We start from the raw sequence: 19,006 nt of genomic DNA, 5'->3' as shown, positions 1-19,006 counted from the left end.
CCGTAACAATTAACACATCATGGCACATCACCTTAATCAAAACGAAAACACAGGCGAATACAGCTTTTTCAGTGTCAAAGAAAGGGCATGGCACGGCCTGGGGACTATTGTCGAACAATACCCGACCAGCGCGGAGGCTATCCGCTTTGCGGGGCTGGACTATACGGTTGAGAAACGCCCCCTGTTCACCTACGATACGGAGAACTATACCGGCGACCCTGACCGTGACTTCCTTGTTCCTGAAATCGAAGTCCCTAACTACTTTGCCACCATCCGCACGGATACCGAGCAGGTGTTAGGCGTGGTCGGCAAGGACTACGAAATCGTACAGAACACAGATGCCTTTACCTTTTTCGATGCCATCGTTGGCGGGGGAGATGGTATCCTGTACGAGACCGCCGGTGCGTTAGGCAAAGGCGAGCGCATATTCATCACCGCCAAGCTGCCTGGCTACATCCGTGTCGGTCATGACGACTTCATTGAAAAATACCTGTTCCTGACCACTTCCCATGACGGTTTGGGCAGCATCACCGCAGCTTTTACACCCATCCGCGTAGTTTGTAACAACACGCTGAATGCAGCGATGCGCAATTTATCAGGAACCATCAGGATACGGCACACCGCATCGGCGAACGACCGCCTGAAACAGGCGCACACGCTCATGGGCGTCACGTCCAACTTAGGACATGAACTCGAAGCGGTGTTTAACCATTGGGCGAAAGTGCGCATTACCGACAGCGAGGTCAAAAGACTGATTCAAGTGGCGATGGCTCCCAATAAGGAAACGCTGAACAAACTGACATCAGGCAAGACCGAAGAATTGTCGGGTTACTACACCAATTCCGTAGAGCGGGTTTATGAGTATGCCCTAAGCAGCCCGACACAGCAAATGGACACCACGGCGGGAACGGTCTTTGGTGCCTACAATGCCATCACGGGCTACTTTCAGAACGTCCGCACCTACAAGGACGGGGACGCCAAGTTCAAGTCCATTATCGAGGGCACAGCCAAACAACGTGCGCAAACCGCTTTTGATTTGTGCATGGACTTTTCCAAACACTTAGGCGATAACCTTTTAATGTTCAATTAAGAGCCTAAGGGCATGCAGGCCAAGCCTTGAAACCTGCCTTTATTTAAACGAATAATAATTTACCGCTATGGCCAACTGGTGTTCTAACAGCGTCGTGTTCCAGGCAGAACCTGCGCAGCTTTTAAAAATCCAAACTCTTTTTTTGCAAATGGCAGCCCTTGCCGAACATACAGGAGACGGACAGCTTCCTCCTTTTATCCGCGAGCAGGATGGTTATTTCTTTGACATCGCCTGGGAAGAGGACGTACTGTATTACGCTACAAAATGGGTTCCCAATACCGACCACCTCGTCAAAGTGTCGGAGCATTTCGGCGCAGATTTCCGGCACTATTATGCCGAGACCAGCAGCAGCGTTTACGGGGTAGCAATTTATCAGGACGGCATCATGACCATCACTGATCTGGATAACAGCGACTTTGACCACTACGACCTTGACCCCGAAACCGGCCTTTACCACTTTGAAGGCTGTACCTACGAAAGCAGCGAGGAGATACTGGATATGCTCATTCGGCGCAAACAACAAATCAATGACCTCACCGACTAAGACCATGAAAACCGACTTTTTTAATCATATCGCTACCGCTCACACTCCCGGCAACTGGAAACTGACCATTCAGACCGACGACAAGCATAATTTTACGGTATCCGTCCTGTTCACCGCCGCCCACGGCGGTGACGGTGCAGCCCGGCTGATACCGCCCATGATTTTGCAGGGTACGGCCGAGGAACTGGATAACGGGTTCTTTGAAGCCATCGCTGTGCCGGTACAGCAAACGGCCAGCCTGTGCTGGTAAGAGGAATCAAAGTAAGTTGAAATGCAAGACGAGTTCATTGTTCATGACCTGAACGGCGAGGCCGTGGAGGTTAAAGATCTAAACCTTGCCCTGATGCAAGCCGATGACCACCGAAATTATCGCCTGAGAGGGAAACGGTACCTGGCCTTACAGGAAAGGCAAAACGCCTACTGGGAAGACCTCTACCAAAAATTGTTGAAATTGGCCGAAAGGCAACCTGAATGCTGAACGCTATGGTCAAGATCAAGGAAGGCTATGTCATGACCGCCCGGGAGCAGGCGGAGTTCGACCGCGTGAATGCCCAGCCGCGCAAAACTGGTGGCCGCGTGGCTTATTACTTCAAGCCGCAAACCAAGTATCCGCCCCGCATTTACGTGTTCATGCACGCCGAGGTCTGGTGCGACCGCAACCGTAGGCCGATGGGTTTGTTCCACACACTGCCGTTCCTGTCCCGCCCCATGAATCGCGGGGAAATCGAGTATCATCATTTTGATACGCGGCTTTGTTATTACCAGTACGAGGATTGGGACAAGCTGCTGTATGCGGAAGAAAAGGAAGCTGCCGAATTGGATCACGAAAGCCCCGGCAGGGGTGCCGCATTTCTGGACGAGTTGTCAGGATACAGGGAGAAGTACCCGCTGGGAGTTAATACAGAAGCGGTTGCTGCAGCCAAACCGGTTGCAGGCGGTGATGGGGTCAGCGCATACTTAGGTGAACTGGTGGCAAGGGGGGACAGCCTGACCGCTCATGAAATTTCGGAGATGCTAGACCAGGAAAAGGAAGGGGAGAAGCGGCCCGCCGTTTTGGTTCTGCTGCGGGAGCTGTTTAAGAATACCGTTTTGCCGCCCGGGGAGAAAGCGGTTATCACCGAGGCCGTCATTGACCGGAAGGTATTCCTGTCACAGGAACGCTCCCGCAAGAATTTCGTGAGGCGGGTGTTTGCCCGTAATAAGCTTTTTGCTTTAGCGGAGATACGGGAAAGGTATCCTGATTACAGCGAAGACATGTTGTTAGCGGATTTGAAAGTGAAGAAAGGAAAGGTCAAGCGAAAGAAGCACAAGCCGGTGTTGGATTTACGCCGTTGCCAGTTGTTGAAACTGGCGCATCGCCTGCAATCCGGTGAACTGACCGACGCGGAGTATCATGCCACCTGTTGCAGGATGGTGATGTTGCAGCGGGCACATGAACTGCGCATGCCAATCCCGATTAAAGTGACTTTAATTAAGGAGACGCTCGTTTATTCCTTTGACTGGCGGACGCGGGAGGGGATAGTAAAATCCTTCGTGAAACTGGCCAATACGGAAGGGATGACGCATGAAGTGTTACGAAGACGATACTTGGAGATGGTGAGTTTGAGCTACAGTTATTAGGTGCGGATAAAGTGTCTGGTGTTTCTCGCCAGTGAACTCCGTTTCGATTTTGTTGCTGTCACCGCTCTGTAGTCAATATTAGATTCTTATAAAGCATAAATTTATATTTTGTGCTCAAGATTTATATCCCTATTTTACGGTCACTTATTATATGCCTTATTACGAATTCCCCTGTCCTGTCTGTCATGTAAATACTAACATTTCGGAAAGCGTTTGCGCTGCATGCGGTCATCCGTTTGCTCAAACGGTTAACATTAGGCGAGCCCTGCTGAAGACCGAAGTGTTTACGCTTGAAAAACGGTATAAAGAGGCCAAAGAAACGCTTACTAACCGAAGCTTAACATCAGAGGGTGACTTTCTCGAAAATGAGGTACTGGTCAAAGGGAAAGCGGTAATTAATCTCGACTTTCCTTTTCTATGGGATTGGTTAATGCATCGAGACCGTTCCTATCAGAGTTATCGTCGGATTGTGATAGAAGGATTGCGGCAACGGGCAGATTTTGAAAACGATTTGCAACGTTCCATCGTGGAAAGTTACTTATTTGGTTCCCATATCGATATCATTTACGCGGCTTTGTCGTTAAATGAAAGTGGATTAATTTCTTATGGGAAAGTTTCGATTATTTTGAAGACCAAAGCGATTGAACCCAGAACGAGCCTTCTAGAGAAAAATTCCTACGTCTTTGTTGATGAAGCCGTTGCCCAGGGCTGGAATCACAAAATGCCCTTGCCACCGGGATCGATGGCTCCCTGGCGGAACAGACACCAGTTGGCACTCGTGAAATGCCAAGATAGGGTGGTTCCCGGGCTAACCAGTGATCAGGCAGCGTCAATAATACTTTATTCCGATGGGAATAGGGCGAATGATGACTTTATGGAATTGTATATTTATGGTAATATTGTAAAGGCCGTTGTTGAGAAAATAAAAATTCCGCTATCTTTAAAAAAAGGATTTAATGAAAAGGTTCTTGCTCAGTATGAAGAACTTAAAACCAAGTTTATTGTTGAGGAATATTAAATGGGCATGAAAGCGTATTTGGCCGGTTCTGTGAACGGGGCCTTGGTTTCAAAGCATGACGGGTTCCATTTGTTTGATGGTTCCACCGGCTTCACGGAGAAGCTGGATGGATATATATTTTCTCAACTGCGGGCTATCCGGCCGGAGTTTAAGCAAATCGAGTACGAAAACGAAACGGAACTTGTCGAAAAGTTATTAATTGAATCGGTTCAGCAGGAAGCTTTACAAGAAGCACTTGAGTTGATGGACGCCAGCTTTTCCGTCACTTACCGAACTGCTGTTGCAGGGTTTCTTCATGAGAAAACGAATATTTATCCCGGATTATTGGATTTTCTAACGAACCGCTTTTACTCCAGTCCATTACCTGATGATTTCAATGAGCGTATCGCAATCCAGGTGTTAGCTGGCAGGTCAGACGCTCTGGCGAATTTATATCATGATCTTCGTTCCAAGACCGAGATGTTTGATCGGTTCTACACGCTTTTTCAGATTCACATCAATGCGAGCACGGAACATAAATTATCAATCGATGATTTGCTGACGGAAAGTAGTGCGTTCGCGCACTTCACGATGGCGTTGTATCATCGTTCTGTCACCATCTATGAATATGCTGTAGCGACCGCAATTAAAGAACTTCATACCTTGGGCGTTCCCGTAAACAGGAACTTTTTTAATGAACTTAAAGAAGAAATAGGGAAAAAGTATGCTATCGAGTTAAAGCATATGCCACCTTTGGAAAGCATTCTTTCTGCCGGAAAGTTGATCAATATCAAGCCTTATCATTTCTTTGGTTCTCCCTTACGGACAATATATAATTACTCTAATAATTACCTGCCTTTTTCCGTGGAACAAACGGTGCAGGTGCTTTTCCAGACGCATTCGCCGTATCCCGTTCCACATGAATCCGGTTCGGAGTTTGAACAGCGGTTATATACGCAGTCACTCAATGAAATGAACTTTTTAGCGGAAATAGACAACTATTTCCCGCTTACGGTTGGAGATAATTGGAATCATGCAGATGAATTCAAACGTGAGCTGAACCAGGCGTCACACGGTTACATCAAGTATTCCCCGCATGTTTGGGTGTCGGTAGAGCGCAAAGAAAGGTACGCGGCCCTTCTTTACGCAGATTGTACGTTTTTAAGCCGGAACTTCAATGATGCCGCAATTCTTTATGCTGATCTGCGATCTTCGTTTCGGGCAGCTGGAAAGGCAATTGATGATTATGATCATCTGATTGGATATAGTGCGGTGTCCGTCCGGCTTGGCAAAAGTTACGAAATGCTGAATCAGGGACGTAAAGCAAAATTGCACTACAAAGATGCCTATAAGCAATTAGCGGCCTATATTCAGCGTCATGTCGGAACCGAGAGATGTGACCCCGACCATATGGAAGATGATCAGTTCTGTGAACCGACATCGATAGAATATGTCGAAGTCATGGCCAAAAGGGTAGCTGGATTTCTGGAACCCACGTCCGGAGAATGGTCGGTTAAGGTGGGCGTTGCCTACGAGAAGTTGTCAAATCTCAAGGCCCAGGGCGTAGTCAAAAAAATTAGAGATTCAAAGCTCTAAGCGAGCGAACTGCTCTTCAAACAATTATCCTTCAAGAGAGGATTCATGCTATATTCCTATTGAGCAAATCTGTTATGAAGGCAAGCGCTAAGACACGAGGAAATGGCGTTGGTACATGAGGATAGAATGAGGGTTGTAGCTGACAGAATAAGTTAGCTTTAGCTTGGTTAAAAATATTCTAGCAATTAGTCATTCAGCAATGGCGAAAAAGGGCCAGACTCCTAACATTTATGAGGTTATAAGCAGCCGCCATGTTCCATATTCAAATACTATACTCGTCTAGACGTAAATGAGACTCTATAGCTTATATCACGATATTTGAAATGCAGTAGAGTCTAATTTATTAACTATTCAAAGCGCAAGTTGATAGTGACGTCAGGTGATTACTGTGTATCATAAGGAACGCTTTGAATTTTCATCTGTGGCACCTTCTTCTGGTGACTTTCGGGGACGAAAGGTACCCTTTGCATCAATGATGTCCAATTGCGTACCATCCGGATTTTTTGCCTCGGTGTCATAGTGCAGAAGATTATTGATTTGAATCTCCAAAGTGCTGTCGGTATTCAGGACTTTCTTACTGATGAGCTCCGATATCTTATTACCGCATCCAGTTCTTTCATTTTGATTTCAAGTGCTTTTTCCTGCAATTGCATTGCCTTCTCTGCGACTGCCAATCGCTTCATTTCTAAATCAAGCCGGTGATGTTCGTCAATATGGGTGGCTCCTGGCAACTGCAGCGCCTCCTTCTTTAGCTTTTCTGACTCTGCACGTGAAAGTTCCGCTTCGTTGATGCGCTTGTCAAACAGTTCTGCATAGGCAGCAATTTTGGCTTTTTCAAGGATTTTTTTAGTTTCCTCTTTGGCAAGAAGTGAATTGAACCAAATTTTTAACCTTGCCCATTTCGAGCCGGTGCCCCAGTCATAGATAGATATCTCAATTCGTTCGGGATCTATGCCTTGAACCACTGTGGCAAAGGTGTAAATTAATTCGAGAAAAGGAACTGCCAATGGTTCCATTTCGGGTGTTTTAATCGTAAGCATACCATGCTTCCTTAAAATCTTCATCTGTTTTGCGCCGGAACGTTCGGTATAGTGAGGATAAATCGGGTTGTTTGGAGATATCGATTAGACTGTCGATGTTCGAAGGGGCCGAAAGCTCATCACCTTCAATAGAGAAGAGCTTGTATTTGGCAAAGGCCTTTATCTTTTCGAAACCGTCGTTCAGGTCCCATTTGACCTAAGATTGTCCGTAAGCTGCCCTTCGGGCCTACTTGAAAGCCTGAGATTCGTCTAAAGACTGTCGATGTGGTTCAATATCTTCAAAATCAATTGACGGCCCGATGAACACGGCGAAGAACTGAAGCGAATTGCTTCCCAATTTTTGTTGACCCGGGATAAGCGATAAGCCCCAAACAGCGTACGCCAGGGATTCAACACGCGACGGCAGAAAAGCGATTGTCTCAAAAATAGGGTGCCAGGCTGTCAGGCACCCATGAATGAGGTGTCCGACGTAGGTCTTTTTTTGTCTGGAACATCGAAGGCATATATCAGGTCAGTAAGATTACGCTCTGCTATAATCAGCGCATTATTTAAGCATATTAGAGCACTATCGGGACCTTCACTCAAATCTGCGTTGAGCTCTTCGATGTAACTGTAATACCGATCAAAAATATTTTCTTCGTCTTCTTTTTGTATTGGCTCGTTCCTGGAAAAAATGTGGCTCATCTGTGAGATTTGATGATTCAACAATAAGAGAAATTTCTGAATAATATGCGCCCGAATAAGGGTGTTGTCGGTTAACATGTCGTTTTTTTAGTTATCATTTCTCTTAAAAGATTAACTATAATTTTTCAAATTCTGGATACGGTGTTTTCAAATACGATCAAAAAGGATCAGATTGAATGATAGCATCACATTAGTGCAGGGAAGCCCTATTTCAACCTTACTGCCATGCGGACAAGAAGCGAAAAATAGCATTATGATCAAGGCAATCGGAAGCCCTATGTAGAGAATTATTATATAAAAGGAAAGATTATTCAAGCAACCACGCTTGGCGAAGAGCGAAGAAATCCTAAGAAGTCACCGGAGAGGCTGCCACTTTTTAGATATCCGTTTCATAACTCAATGCCAGATTGCGGTTGCCGGTCTGATTTTCGCGGTTTGGTATATTGATTCTGTGAAACGACCCAAAAGCTTTAGGAATCAGCAGGATTACGTAGGTTGCCCCATTATTGATAGTATCTTTGAATTTAATACAGTATTTATCAATAGTCTGTTAATTGTTACTAGGGAAAGATTACCCAATTGCTGAACAAAGTGATGCGTAAATGTGGTCACTCCTGATATATAACCGGCGAAGCGTTTTTGTAACACGAAAAACATGCCTTGCTTAAGAAAAACGTAGAAAGGATTAAAAGTAAGCCTGTTTCCATATTGGTATGGATTCATCTAAAATCTAACTATCAAATACATAAGAGGATTAATAATATTAAAACATGAATTCGTTAGCTTATTGCCTCTATAATGCTTTTATAATTTGAATTATTTGTTGTACTATTAGTGCATTACTCGAAATACTTATCATGGATATATTCAGTCATATGACTCCTAGGTTAACCGATACCAAAAAGTTTTACTTCTTGGAGTATTTTTATATCCTTTTAAAAAGCATTGAAAAATTTAAAAATGTAAATGCGGTATTTGAACATTTTAAAACCTTGAAAGAGAATCTATCATTAGGTGAATCTAGATATAAGAAAATTGGCATTGCAGCGGAAGAACTTACGAATAAGCAGTTGGGAAGGTATAAATATACCTTTAAAGAAGTGCTCGAAGAGTGTGCTATTTATGGATTGATTGAAAGTACGGTTACTAATCAATTTACTCTAACAACAAAAGGCACAAAGCTTTTAAATACCTATGAGGTCAAAGGCTCTGAGAGTTTTAACGAACAGGTGTTTAAACTTATCGAAAGTGAATCCAATGGGTTTTATTATTTTATTACGTCATTTTATAATATCAATCCTAACAATGGAGGGATGCTGATTTTTCCGATTTATTCCCCATTAAAATTACATATTCAAAAAAATTCGCTATCAAAAACAGGTGACATTATACAGTACACTATAAAATTAGTTCAAAAGCTAGAGCATGATATCAGCATTCACCTCAATATTCAATACGATCTCAAAAGTGCGAATGAAAAGTTGATACTAAGACTAAGAGAAAGTAATTTAATAGGCAATAGTGATTTTGAAAAAATAATGATGAAGGACTACAATGTTATAATAAAGCGAATACGTGACTATTGGCTTAATTATTTCTTGAGAGAAATATACAATATAAAGGTAAGTCTTAGTTATTTTGACATTTGGGTTTACAGGGCTAAGCAAATAGGAATTTTAAATACTACTGAATTTTATCCTACCTTCAGCGGTAAAATAGTTTATCCAGTTTCCATAATTTTTAACGGGGAAGCTTCAAACGACTTTAAAAGAATATATAAATATTTCAATGATGAAAAGTTATATATTCACGAGCCAAAATGGTCAACGTTTCAAGAAAGCTTTATACAAGAAATTTATAATTCATATTTCGATTTAAAACGGTCTAATAGGAGTTATTTTATAAACTTACCTGATCTTGCAGAAATTGTTTGTTACAAGTTGAAATTGTCTTACAGAACATTTACCGAGTTTTTGGGGCACGCATACCAGCTCAACCTAAAAAACAAACTAAGAATAAAGATTTCGCTTGAAGCAGACAGGTTACCCTTTGAAACAAAAGCAATGTACCTCACAAGAGATCCAATTATAATTGAAGGAAAACAAAGAAATATTATTGCAATTGATTTAATTAACAATGAGTAAAATATTAAAAAAAGCAAGTTCTTCATTTAGTGTCGAGAACGCCAATAAATATAGTAGCTATCAATTAAGCGAAAATCCATTTCCAACAATGGCCTCGGTTAACGAAAGCTCGCCAGAAAAAAAATATAACGGTTCTATTTACGAAGAATCAATTCGTGAAGAAGAATACAAAAAGTTGGCAAGCAATTTTCTTGAAGTTGCACAGAGTAATCCGGATCACCTAAGATTGGGTTTTTTATCAGATACATCATATATCGGTCGTGGTAATGGCAAAACGAGCTTCCTTGTAAACCTAATGAGATTGATTAATAAGGATTATAGTTTGGATTTATCACACGACAGCAATAAGTGTTTTTCAATTTATTTTTCTCCAGATGGTGGTGGTTCCGTAAAGACTTTTGAAAGATTCGTTGACTATTTCTTTAATGCCTTAATAAAAAGCAATATAATTAGCGAATGTTTGGCGATATTAAGATATGAAGCAATTGATAAATTAGGTTGGCAGGATTTTAATGCTGAAGAGCACTTTAGTTCTGACGAGGACATTGTTGTAAAATTAACTGACGACGAATGGTTTAAGAATAATATACCCTACTATAAAAGGGAAATAACAGAAAAAATCTTAGAAAATTCGAATCTATCATCTCTTCCAGCAGATTTTCCGTTACTAAAAGATTTAACGATTTTAACTAAACTTATAAGTCAGAAAGATTTTGAAAATTATTTTAAATCAATTCGTAATGAGAAGTTAAAACTTGAGTTCGTTTTTACTCACTTGGTGAACTTCTTTATAGCTGCAGGTTTTAACGGGTCCTATGTCTTAATAGATGATTTTGAAAGAATTCCTGATTTTCAAAGTGCTATGCAGAAGAAAGATTTTGCGATACAATTAAGAACAGTTCTTTTTGATGGCAGCTATCAAAACTCTAGAATAGGGTTTTACAATTTCATTATTGCTTTACATGCTGGCGTTCCAAGGCTTATCCAAGAAGCGTGGAGTTTGGCGGGTATGGAACAACGTGTTTCAATATCTGGTAACGGACAGGCTAGGCATATAATAAATTTTGAAAAAATCACTGATAAGCATGCCATTAAACTGGTGAAGAAGTATCTTAATGAATATAGAGAAGGTGTCTATGAGGGTGACGATTTATATCCATTCAATTCAAAAAGCATAACGATAATTGCAAATAACTCTGAAATGAATATTTCGAGAATCTTACAAAATGCCAACAATCTTGTAGAATTTGGAATAAACTCAAATGCAGCTGAAATTGATGAAGAGTTAGTTGCGGCATTTTTCAGCAAAGAAAGACAGGTCGAACCTGAAGAAGCAGTAAAAAGCATATCATCAACACCATCGTTAAATTTGGCTGATAAAGTGAAACAACAAAAATGAACTATTGCTTGGATAAAAATAAATTAGAAGTTTTTTTTAAATTTATTGAAAATAATGCAACGGATCCTATAGAAGACGAAGACTTAAATGCAGTAATTGAAGGAGCAGGCAGCTGGGATTTTAAAGTAACGCTGATAAACTACTTTTTTACTTCATTTTTGCAACGGCGAATAAACAGTGGCGATTATACTGGAGATGAAATAAATTTATACTATAGATTAACTGAAACTGGCAATTATGATTATCAAGAATTTAATAGAGATTTTATAGAGTATCTATTTAGTTATAGTAGATCTAAAATGACTATGAATCTCGAAGAAATTTTGATACACGTCCAACAAGACTTTTCTGACAACAATTATGCATCAACTTTTCGTTATTGATACCGTCGGATTTATAAATTATTTCAATGCCTTCTTTGGTGAAAAGCGAATTTTATCTGCTAGAGCTTCAAATATAATTGATAAATGTCTAAGCCCAGATTTTCCAAATTATAAGCTAATTATTCCGAGCATTGTTTTAATTGAAGTATTTGAAAAACAACTTAGAACAGACGAAAGATCGGAGGAGTTTAAGTACACAATATTAAAACCCCTCATAGATAACTCCGATGTAGAAATTAAGGGGATCGAAGAAGAGGTCGTAGAGGTCTTCAGCAGAATTAATGACTACGGCATTAAAATTGAAAATCACGATAAGATAATTTTATCATCAGCACTACAAATGGAAGTTCCATTAATAACAAAAGATGGAAAAATTCAGTCCTATTTAAATAAAACTAAAGAAATTGCACACTTCTTTTAGAGCTGCTTTTGGAGTCCTTTTAGCTTGTGCATGAACAAATCATTTAAATAGTGTTAGGAAACATTATTTTTTTTTAATCATCTTGAATTATTTTTAATATAGAATCCCCATTGTTGCTAACGAAAGTTTACCCTGCTAACTTTTAAGAAATCCATATTCATAAACAAGTGGCCGTAACTTTTCCGAAAGCAACTTATATACTACTTCAAAATCAGCAAAACTAACCGTAGGGAAATCTCCGCTTGCATTCCGTGATTGTAATGCTTTTCTTATTTGATACCATCCAACGTCAGGTCTATTTAATTTTAATTTATCTCTTACACTTCTAACATCGACATAATCAAAGTAAGCCTGCCAAAGTTTTTTTCCTTGATCTAAAACACTACTGGCTTCGCTCGAAAACTGCAAGTCTCTCATAAATTCGACCATGAAATCTGATTCGAATCTATCAGGAGAGTTTACCTCACTTTCAGTGTATGGAATAAAGTGATTAACAATCGACCATTTCCGGCCATTCCAATCAAGATCATCTGCGCTTGCAGTAAGGTTACTTCCGTTAAAGAGCATCCAAACTAAACAATCGTTCTTAAATTCTGTCGATAACGGTTTTGTCGGTTGTAAAAATTGATCTCGATCATTTAACCAAGTTGGTTTAATGAGACGACGAACGCAAAATATAACCGCCGATTGCCAAAGATTTTCTGTTGTGACAAAAAAGCCACCTTTATGACCTATGCTATGGACTGAGGAAAATAGTCCGGTATGAAGAGCATTTTGTAAGTCATTACTATCTGATAACATGTGGCCAATTGCATTGTCTGCCCAAGTCGTACGTCTTACCCCCTTGATTTGCGTAGTAGGTGTTACAGCGTTAATTAATGGGATGGCCTCTATGTTGTTAGGTTTTTGTCGGCCTATCCAATTAGTTAACAAATGAATGTTTGGGAAGTTGTAGAAATGTTTTTCACCTATAGCTACTGCATTTTTATCCAATACTTCAACAGAGATGTCTATAATTGACTTTTTTGCCAATCCAATTTGACTTGTTTTCCAAATTAAAAACCCTATTGGAAAATTCCCTTTTAAACCTTCAAATACTTTGCTGTGTACAATGAAGCCACCCAAATATTCAGCATTCCAAACTTGTCGGAATTTTTCAAAATTTGGTGAGTTTACATACTTAAGCGTACTAAACATTGCCAATGTTGCGTTCGGAATCTCCTTTGTTATACGGGCGACAAATTGTATAAATAATTCTCTAGCTGCATAACCATATGCTGTCTTATTCATCAATCTACCCACCTTTGTGGCAGCAACATCTGTTTTAGCTTCGTTTCCTAGAGAATTAGCCGCTTCTGCATACGGAGGATTTATTAATACCAAGATTTTTTTACCTTCAGCAATTGCTTGTCGCAGCCCGAATGGGACTTTATTACTTATGTTGTAGTCAATTTCTCCAAACTCATTGATGTCATCGTTCAAGTAATCATATTGAAATCTTTGCGCTGCAACGCAGGTCTTCGTTGCTTTCATAACATCAATGTCGGCTTGATCCAAAGTACTCATATAAATATTGCGTGGATTGCTATGCTTGACTTCAAGGTTTCCGACTCCACAACACATATCCCAAACAACATAATTTCGCTGCCAATTAACTCCCAAACTTTCTTCTAATTTGTCATATGCCTTATCAACGACAACTAAGGGTGTGTAATAAGCACCTTTGAAACTACGTTCATCTAAAGCGATTAATGTATCACGTCTTTCCAGCAAATAGTTTCGGTACTCGGCCTTAGGTGGTTTGTTGTAAATGGCCCAAAACTGTCGATATCCTTCTTTATTTCCTAATTCATAATTGATGTTACCTAAATTAAATACAGGAGCACCATTCTTATGTAAGAGTTCAGCTGGTAAATTTTGATGTGTTGAAATTGTTCCATCGTGCATGATATCCGCAAAAAACAGCAAAGCGTAATTTTCTTCTGCTACCCCTTTTATTTCTCTACCAATCATTGATACCCATTTATCAAATACTTGTTTGAGGTTATCTGGGGTAATAGGTGTTCTAATAATATCACCATTTTTAATGGCGTTTTTGACTGTGCTTATAAACTCATCTTCATGAGTCTCAATTTTGAATGAAACAAAATGCGTTCCTATATGAGCAGATATTGCATCTAAAGCATCTTGTGTATAACCGCTTGCAGACTTACCCCATTTTATCGTTTTTTTGGCTAAAAAAGGCAGAACATCAACGCTTTTCATTATAGCTGCTTTCCTAGTATCCATTACAACCAAAAAAGGTGGAATATAATCGCCCTTGTTAAGTGCATCTTGTACGTAGTGCATTAACTGAGTGAACATTTCATAGCTTGATAGCTTTGAGTTTTGCTTAGCCTCGAACCATATTTCTTTTGTCTGAATATCTATTAAGTTTTTTTGATATTCTTTCAGTCCTAAGGCTTTTATATAAATGTCTTTAACGTCTTCCTCGCTTGTTGCATTCTGCAACCGGTCAAAAAGTTTCATTCTGGAAAAATAATATAAAAGTCTTATCTTTCATTAAATAAATTAAGTCAGTGTAGAATATAGGCTATGTCATTTGTAATATTAACGGTTTAACGATATGCCCAAAATCAATTGCGTTAGGATTCTATTTGACGCAGATTTTAGCAATGTTAGTTATACCTGGTTGCTTAGGTATATAGTGTGGAAAGAAGAACCTTATCTAAAACAATTGAATGACATCATTTTATAACGAAGGACAAAAGTTGGGGTATCATTTTCGCGAATTTTTAGATCTTACTCAACAAGCTAATTTAACTCTTAAAACAGAACCTAACCCTGTGAGTGGTGGCCTACAAGAGGATATTAGATTTAATTACTTTGAACGCAGTGATAAGTACAAAAAGTCTTTAGCTGTATCATTTAAGCTTGCAAGTGAAGAGATTGAAGTTGCATTATTTCAAAACTACGAGAGAGCAAAAAAACTTGACTTTATCACTCGCCATTTGACTGAATTAGAATTAACGGCGAAAATGCTGTCAAAAAATACAGGTGGCGTTGTCGAACATTCAGAGTTTAGCTTCATTGATATTTCAGACGACGAAATATTTAAGATTAAGACCCTTGGCAATATAGATGCGCAAGAATTTCTTAAAGCGCTTGATATGTATAATTTTAAGTTTAAGTATTTTTTGGAAGGTCTACGGGATAATGTCAAGGCTTCAAATCAAGTTGATTTTCCTTTACCACCTAATATGATAACTGACCCTAATGAGGCGACAAAAGAGAACCCGTTATGCCGCTTTGAGTTTTTAATCTGCAATAGTGGTATTATCCAATTAAGGAACAGTTTTAAGCCAAGTGAGGAAGATTATGACGGATATGAGCACCTATCTTACGATCCAAATACTGAAACTAAAACTTTTGGCGATATCGATCCCTTAACCGGAGAATGGGAAACTTATACGCAAAAGTTTAGTGATGTTCTACTCAATCAGCTAAGCAAGGAATTTTTGAAATGTAAAACTTTGATAGATCAGCATGTAAATGGCTTGCTAAATGAAGAAGCAACAGTGTTTTTTTTCAAACTCACCTTAGATAAACTAAGATATCTATTAGGAACGTATGATCGAACTACTTCATTACTGAAATACACCGACGTACTAAAGCCAATTAGGGGATTAATAAAGTATTGCTATGAAAAATACAAAAGCTTCTGCCCTAATCCAGAAGACGATGAGTTATTATCAGCATGCTTAAAAGACTCCAAACTTTACCAACTTAAAGAGTCTCCAGCAATTTTACAAATATCAGCACCAAGGCCTGGTGTTTTCCTTTGGAAGGATCCAGCATCTGCAGCCCGTCTTACCACTGTTTTGCATGACGGACTAAATACTATATTTATAGACAATGTAGAACTTACCATTTTTTCACAAGCATTTGATGGTGGCAATCCACCATCGGCGTTAGGCTTTAAATGGATAGATAAGCCGAAAAGTGGTAGTGTAGTAAATAAAGTCACCTTACTATATCTCTTCAAACTGCTTGAAGATAAGGGATTATTGGATTGCCAATACGGGTCAGCGGTGTTTTTGAGGAAAATTGAATACATTTTCAAAGATCCGAAAGGGAAAGCTCTAAGTAATTGGCCACAAAGCCTTAAAAGCGTGAAAGAAGGAAAGCTAACTCCTCAAAAAAAGATGATAGATGAACTTGTCAGTAAAATGGCCGACGGGAAGACATTATAGGATAGCTTAAGCTTAAGGGAAAGCTTACATAAATTTAATAATCTACCTTTTTTTAAATGTCCCTGTAGCTGCCGTGCTGTCATTGGAAGATTCTTTAACTGTTGTATAGCTTATAAGCTTTGCTGCCATTTTCGCGATGGCGGATTAGTTGCATATGAGTCGAGCGTCGGGTGCTCTATTGGCACGAAAAAAAACGACTCTTTATTTTATGCAAAATTTAAGTTTTATTCAAAATCAGAGAGCTGCTTACCAAAATTGGTATGATATGAAAACTGCAGCGAAATTAGTAAATGCTCAAATGGGCCGTACAAAATTATTTAAATACCTTAGGGAACAAGGCTTCTTAATGGATGACAATATTCCCTATCAAATTTATATTGATAGAGCCTTATTTAAAGTAACCATTAAAGATGTACGTGGTAAATATGGTCAATTATTGTTTAAATCTGTTGTAACGTTGGTTTCAGATTTAGGTATCGATGCGATTAAGCAATCTTTAAAAAACAATTTCTCGAACGAGCCGAAAGTGCAAAATTAAAGTATAATTACATAAGGCGAAACGATGAGCAGTTTCGCCTTATTTACACTTTAACAGTTCAAGTTACATCGCTCAAAACTCTAAGATTATCAATTATTGGGTCGAAATCCTTCCAGCCAGGGCCATTTTCCAAGCCGCAAGTTAGCACTACTTCGGTGAGCGGCGCTGCTTTACTATCAGATGATTTTCTTAAAATTTGACAGTAGAAAAATCTTGAGTAGAGGTATTAAACAAAACGTCTCATTAAAAATAGTTTCAATTCATCTTTTGCGCAACTTCGATTTAAACTTGTTCACTTCATCTTTATAAGGCTTGTAAATCTGCTTAATAGCAGCTTTGACCATATCGTCGGCTATACCGTCGAAATAAGCCTGGTGGTCTTCCAAATTAATACCCGACCTTTCAGCTTCATTTAGTAAGGCTCGGCTTAAATTTAGTTCGATAGCCTCAGCTGGAAAGCGGCGAAACTGACTATAGGCCATACTAGCTAGCACCCGGCCTTTGCTTTCGAGTTCAACGGGCAAAAGTTTTTGGCTGATCAATGCCTGAGCTTTCCTTTTTAACCCCGTTTTAAATTTTTCATAAATTCCATTGGCGTCTGGGTATTTGCGATGTGCGTTTGCCATTACATTCACGGCAAGTTGTTCAGATGAATAAATTTTCATAATACACTGGTTATTTGCATTTATATATTCAAATGATACTCAAAAGGTTCACAAAGTTTCAGTTGAGGAGCATCTTTCTATATTAGAACAGCGCAACTTTATTGTTTACAAGATTAGTAAATCATCGGTAGGAGCAAATTTCCCACCGATAACCGCCTGTCCTGGCTGTCCAGGGACCTCTACCACTACATTGGTGAACATGCCTGAACCCAATTTTTGAATATTCCCTACAAAACCGCCTTTGCCGTCAGGTTCCATTCGCAAATAATGTTGGCCCCGCTGATAAAAATATCGGTGGTTAACACTAATAGTATTTCTTTCACCGTTTGGATATTCTGCAACGATCATGTCAATTGTAGGCGAGGTGGACACCCTTCCGATAGGTATCGTAAAAGTAAAATTAGTGGCAGCCGTATTCCATCGACCAAATTTTTCATTGTTTACATAAATCCGGTAGCTATGTTGAATGAGCGTGACATTTGTAGTTATATCCAATGCAACGGCTGGCTGATAAAGCATAACCATCGTAATCGGCTTTTCGGGATAAGCTATAAAAAAATCCTTTATCCATTCTTCACATTTTTCAAGAGATGCAGACACAGGCAGGTGCAGCAATAATGAGTTGATTAATTCTTCGCTTTCAGCCCTTGAATGTTTGACCAAGTTAGCGCAGGCGTCTTCAAGCTTATTGAATAAATTCAAATGTTCGTTTGGGTGATACGCGGAGGTGATGATTGCAGTGTAAGTATTAAAAGAAGGATGGTACTTCATCCCAGTATCAGCTGTTTTATGAATAATAATTGTCCAGAAAACGTTCACCCCCTCAGTTATAGCCGTAAATGGTTCGGAATCATTTCGCTTAATTGCAAAAATATTCTCGAGTTGCTTATCCAATAACTCCCATTCTTTCTTTTCAGGATACACCACCGGACTATCTATCATCACCGTGGCAGGCGGATAATTATATTTTTTCAATAATCTTACAATGTCCTGCTCTAAAATCGAGGCTTTTGTCAGGAAGATCCGATGGCGTTCGGAAATTCCATAATTTTTGATAGAAATACGCATTTGCTGTTGAGCACTAATTGTCAAAACGCCATCAAAACCTGGCTGATTGTCTTTTGCTGGCAAAACATAATGTTCGTTTCCGTCTAAAATCAATAGTCCACAAAGTTCAAAAAGAGCACCTTGCCTATTTATTTTATCACCGAACTTTGTAGCCTTAACCTGCTGCAAAGTCCATTTCCGGTCTTTCTCAATTAGTGTCCTTATGGAAAAGCCTAAACTAAATAATTCCGATGTAGCGAGTTCGTCGTTCCGCTGCCATAGCAACTGGATCGGATTGGTTCCCTTTGTTTCCAGCCAGGCTTCACCATAAAGGTTTGTAAGCAGACTAAGATAGCTTCGAGTTCAGCTTGTGCGATACCTAGATCAGATTGCTTACGTTTCAAATGCGACATATCTTATTATCATTGGCCGTCAACTCTTCTCCAATTAGCTGGTTTCTAAATGTCTAAGGTAGGTTTTTGTAAGTGCTAAAAGTCATTTCATACATAAATACGGCTGAAAAAATGCCCAGCCTTTGGATATCTTAATATGGACATAGCCTCCTCAGGCTGGCCTCTAAACCCC

18 protein-coding genes are annotated in these 19,006 nt (G+C 39.7%); 13 read left to right on the top strand and 5 right to left on the bottom strand.

What is annotated here, in order from left to right:
- Positions 1-19 precede the first annotated feature (19 nt).
- The 7 genes from ABDD94_RS15385 to ABDD94_RS15355 all read left to right on the top strand — a co-directional run bounded on the left by ABDD94_RS15385 (position 20) and on the right by ABDD94_RS15355 (position 5,847).
- Positions 20-1,090 (top strand): DUF932 domain-containing protein, encoded by a 1,071-nt coding sequence (locus ABDD94_RS15385; RefSeq protein WP_345953011.1) that lies wholly within the window; start codon positions 20-22, stop codon positions 1,088-1,090.
- Positions 1,091-1,157: 67 nt separating this feature from the next.
- Entirely contained in the window at positions 1,158-1,634 is a 477-nt protein-coding gene (locus ABDD94_RS15380) for a hypothetical protein (protein WP_345953010.1), read from the top strand.
- On the top strand, positions 1,618-1,884 hold the full coding sequence (locus ABDD94_RS15375; protein WP_345953009.1) for a PRTRC system protein E: 267 nt from the start codon (positions 1,618-1,620) through the stop codon (positions 1,882-1,884). Before ABDD94_RS15380 ends, ABDD94_RS15375 begins: the two co-directional genes overlap by 17 nt.
- 21 nt (positions 1,885-1,905) lie before the next feature.
- On the top strand, positions 1,906-2,112 hold the full coding sequence (locus ABDD94_RS15370; RefSeq protein ID WP_345953008.1) for a hypothetical protein: 207 nt from the start codon (positions 1,906-1,908) through the stop codon (positions 2,110-2,112).
- Between the two features lie 5 nt (positions 2,113-2,117).
- A complete protein-coding gene (locus tag ABDD94_RS15365; RefSeq protein ID WP_345953007.1) occupies positions 2,118-3,254 on the top strand; it encodes a hypothetical protein in 1,137 nt (378 codons plus the stop codon).
- Positions 3,255-3,405: 151 nt separating this feature from the next.
- Positions 3,406-4,272 carry a hypothetical protein gene (locus ABDD94_RS15360; protein WP_345953006.1) on the top strand — a complete coding sequence of 289 codons (867 nt, stop codon included), beginning with the start codon at positions 3,406-3,408 and terminating at the stop codon, positions 4,270-4,272.
- Positions 4,273-5,847, top strand: a complete 1,575-nt coding sequence (locus ABDD94_RS15355) for a hypothetical protein (RefSeq protein WP_345953005.1) — start codon at positions 4,273-4,275, stop codon at positions 5,845-5,847.
- Between the two features lie 563 nt (positions 5,848-6,410).
- Here ABDD94_RS15355 and ABDD94_RS15350 read toward each other — a convergent pair.
- Positions 6,411-6,863, bottom strand: coding sequence for a hypothetical protein (locus tag ABDD94_RS15350; RefSeq protein WP_345953004.1), 453 nt, complete (start codon positions 6,861-6,863; stop codon positions 6,411-6,413).
- A 465-nt stretch (positions 6,864-7,328) separates the two neighbouring features.
- Positions 7,329-7,571, bottom strand: coding sequence for a hypothetical protein (locus tag ABDD94_RS15345; RefSeq protein WP_345953003.1), 243 nt, complete (start codon positions 7,569-7,571; stop codon positions 7,329-7,331).
- 857 nt (positions 7,572-8,428) lie between these two features.
- Here ABDD94_RS15345 and ABDD94_RS15340 point away from each other — a divergent pair.
- Genes ABDD94_RS15340 through ABDD94_RS15325 form a run of 4 tightly spaced genes read left to right on the top strand, consistent with a single transcriptional unit; the run spans position 8,429 to position 11,918 of the window.
- Positions 8,429-9,715: a hypothetical protein gene (locus ABDD94_RS15340; protein ID WP_345953002.1), complete on the top strand. Its 1,287-nt coding sequence runs from the start codon at positions 8,429-8,431 to the stop codon at positions 9,713-9,715.
- The gene (locus tag ABDD94_RS15335) at positions 9,708-11,114 is read left to right on the top strand and encodes a hypothetical protein (protein ID WP_345953001.1); all 1,407 of its coding nucleotides are present in this window, start codon (positions 9,708-9,710) and stop codon (positions 11,112-11,114) included. Before ABDD94_RS15340 ends, ABDD94_RS15335 begins: the two co-directional genes overlap by 8 nt.
- 8 nt (positions 11,115-11,122) lie before the next feature.
- The gene (locus tag ABDD94_RS15330) at positions 11,123-11,497 is read left to right on the top strand and encodes a hypothetical protein (protein ID WP_345953000.1); all 375 of its coding nucleotides are present in this window, start codon (positions 11,123-11,125) and stop codon (positions 11,495-11,497) included.
- Entirely contained in the window at positions 11,475-11,918 is a 444-nt protein-coding gene (locus ABDD94_RS15325) for a PIN domain-containing protein (protein WP_345952999.1), read from the top strand. The genes ABDD94_RS15330 and ABDD94_RS15325 overlap by 23 nt, the downstream gene beginning before the upstream one ends.
- A gap of 135 nt (positions 11,919-12,053) precedes the next feature.
- Here the strand turns inward: ABDD94_RS15325 and ABDD94_RS15320 are convergent, their stop codons facing one another.
- A complete protein-coding gene (locus tag ABDD94_RS15320; protein WP_345952998.1) occupies positions 12,054-14,447 on the bottom strand; it encodes a hypothetical protein in 2,394 nt (797 codons plus the stop codon).
- 212 nt (positions 14,448-14,659) lie between these two features.
- Here ABDD94_RS15320 and ABDD94_RS15315 point away from each other — a divergent pair, with 212 nt between their 5' ends.
- Both ABDD94_RS15315 and ABDD94_RS15310 read left to right on the top strand, forming a co-directional pair.
- A complete protein-coding gene (locus ABDD94_RS15315) occupies positions 14,660-16,171 on the top strand; it encodes a hypothetical protein (RefSeq protein ID WP_345952997.1) in 1,512 nt (503 codons plus the stop codon).
- Positions 16,172-16,379: 208 nt separating this feature from the next.
- The gene (locus ABDD94_RS15310) at positions 16,380-16,709 is read left to right on the top strand and encodes a phage antirepressor KilAC domain-containing protein (protein WP_345952996.1); all 330 of its coding nucleotides are present in this window, start codon (positions 16,380-16,382) and stop codon (positions 16,707-16,709) included.
- A gap of 260 nt (positions 16,710-16,969) precedes the next feature.
- On the opposite strand, the gene ABDD94_RS15305 is transcribed toward ABDD94_RS15310, so the two are convergent.
- Both ABDD94_RS15305 and ABDD94_RS15300 read right to left on the bottom strand, forming a co-directional pair.
- Positions 16,970-17,374 carry a hypothetical protein gene (locus ABDD94_RS15305; RefSeq protein ID WP_345952995.1) on the bottom strand — a complete coding sequence of 135 codons (405 nt, stop codon included), beginning with the start codon at positions 17,372-17,374 and terminating at the stop codon, positions 16,970-16,972.
- Between the two features lie 105 nt (positions 17,375-17,479).
- Positions 17,480-18,610, bottom strand: coding sequence for a hypothetical protein (locus ABDD94_RS15300; protein WP_345952994.1), 1,131 nt, complete (start codon positions 18,608-18,610; stop codon positions 17,480-17,482).
- Between the last annotated feature and the right edge of the window lie 396 nt (positions 18,611-19,006).

Origin of the sequence: Mucilaginibacter sp. PAMB04168, from assembly GCF_039634365.2 — a bacterium.
Lineage (GTDB): Bacteria > Bacteroidota > Bacteroidia > Sphingobacteriales > Sphingobacteriaceae > Mucilaginibacter.
The sequence above is the reverse complement of the archived record's forward strand: the minus strand, read 5'-3'. Positions and strand labels throughout refer to the sequence as shown.

Bases quoted from the DNA above. Each gene is read 5' to 3' on its own strand.
- ABDD94_RS15350 (WP_345953004.1), bottom strand. From the start codon at position 6,863: ATGGAACCATTGGCAGTTCCTTTTCTCGAATTAATTTACACCTTTGCC.
- ABDD94_RS15320 (WP_345952998.1), bottom strand. From the start codon at position 14,447: ATGAAACTTTTTGACCGGTTGCAGAATGCAACAAGCGAGGAAGACGTT.
- ABDD94_RS15340 (WP_345953002.1), top strand. From the start codon at position 8,429: ATGGATATATTCAGTCATATGACTCCTAGGTTAACCGATACCAAAAAG.
- ABDD94_RS15360 (WP_345953006.1), top strand. From the start codon at position 3,406: ATGCCTTATTACGAATTCCCCTGTCCTGTCTGTCATGTAAATACTAAC.
- ABDD94_RS15365 (WP_345953007.1), top strand. From the start codon at position 2,118: ATGGTCAAGATCAAGGAAGGCTATGTCATGACCGCCCGGGAGCAGGCG.
- ABDD94_RS15380 (WP_345953010.1), top strand. From the start codon at position 1,158: ATGGCCAACTGGTGTTCTAACAGCGTCGTGTTCCAGGCAGAACCTGCG.
- ABDD94_RS15345 (WP_345953003.1), bottom strand. From the start codon at position 7,571: ATGAGCCACATTTTTTCCAGGAACGAGCCAATACAAAAAGAAGACGAA.
- ABDD94_RS15305 (WP_345952995.1), bottom strand. From the start codon at position 17,374: ATGAAAATTTATTCATCTGAACAACTTGCCGTGAATGTAATGGCAAAC.
- ABDD94_RS15385 (WP_345953011.1), top strand. From the start codon at position 20: ATGGCACATCACCTTAATCAAAACGAAAACACAGGCGAATACAGCTTT.
- ABDD94_RS15375 (WP_345953009.1), top strand. From the start codon at position 1,618: ATGACCTCACCGACTAAGACCATGAAAACCGACTTTTTTAATCATATC.
- ABDD94_RS15325 (WP_345952999.1), top strand. From the start codon at position 11,475: ATGCATCAACTTTTCGTTATTGATACCGTCGGATTTATAAATTATTTC.
- ABDD94_RS15370 (WP_345953008.1), top strand. From the start codon at position 1,906: ATGCAAGACGAGTTCATTGTTCATGACCTGAACGGCGAGGCCGTGGAG.
- ABDD94_RS15335 (WP_345953001.1), top strand. From the start codon at position 9,708: ATGAGTAAAATATTAAAAAAAGCAAGTTCTTCATTTAGTGTCGAGAAC.
- ABDD94_RS15315 (WP_345952997.1), top strand. From the start codon at position 14,660: ATGACATCATTTTATAACGAAGGACAAAAGTTGGGGTATCATTTTCGC.
- ABDD94_RS15310 (WP_345952996.1), top strand. From the start codon at position 16,380: ATGCAAAATTTAAGTTTTATTCAAAATCAGAGAGCTGCTTACCAAAAT.
- ABDD94_RS15355 (WP_345953005.1), top strand. From the start codon at position 4,273: ATGGGCATGAAAGCGTATTTGGCCGGTTCTGTGAACGGGGCCTTGGTT.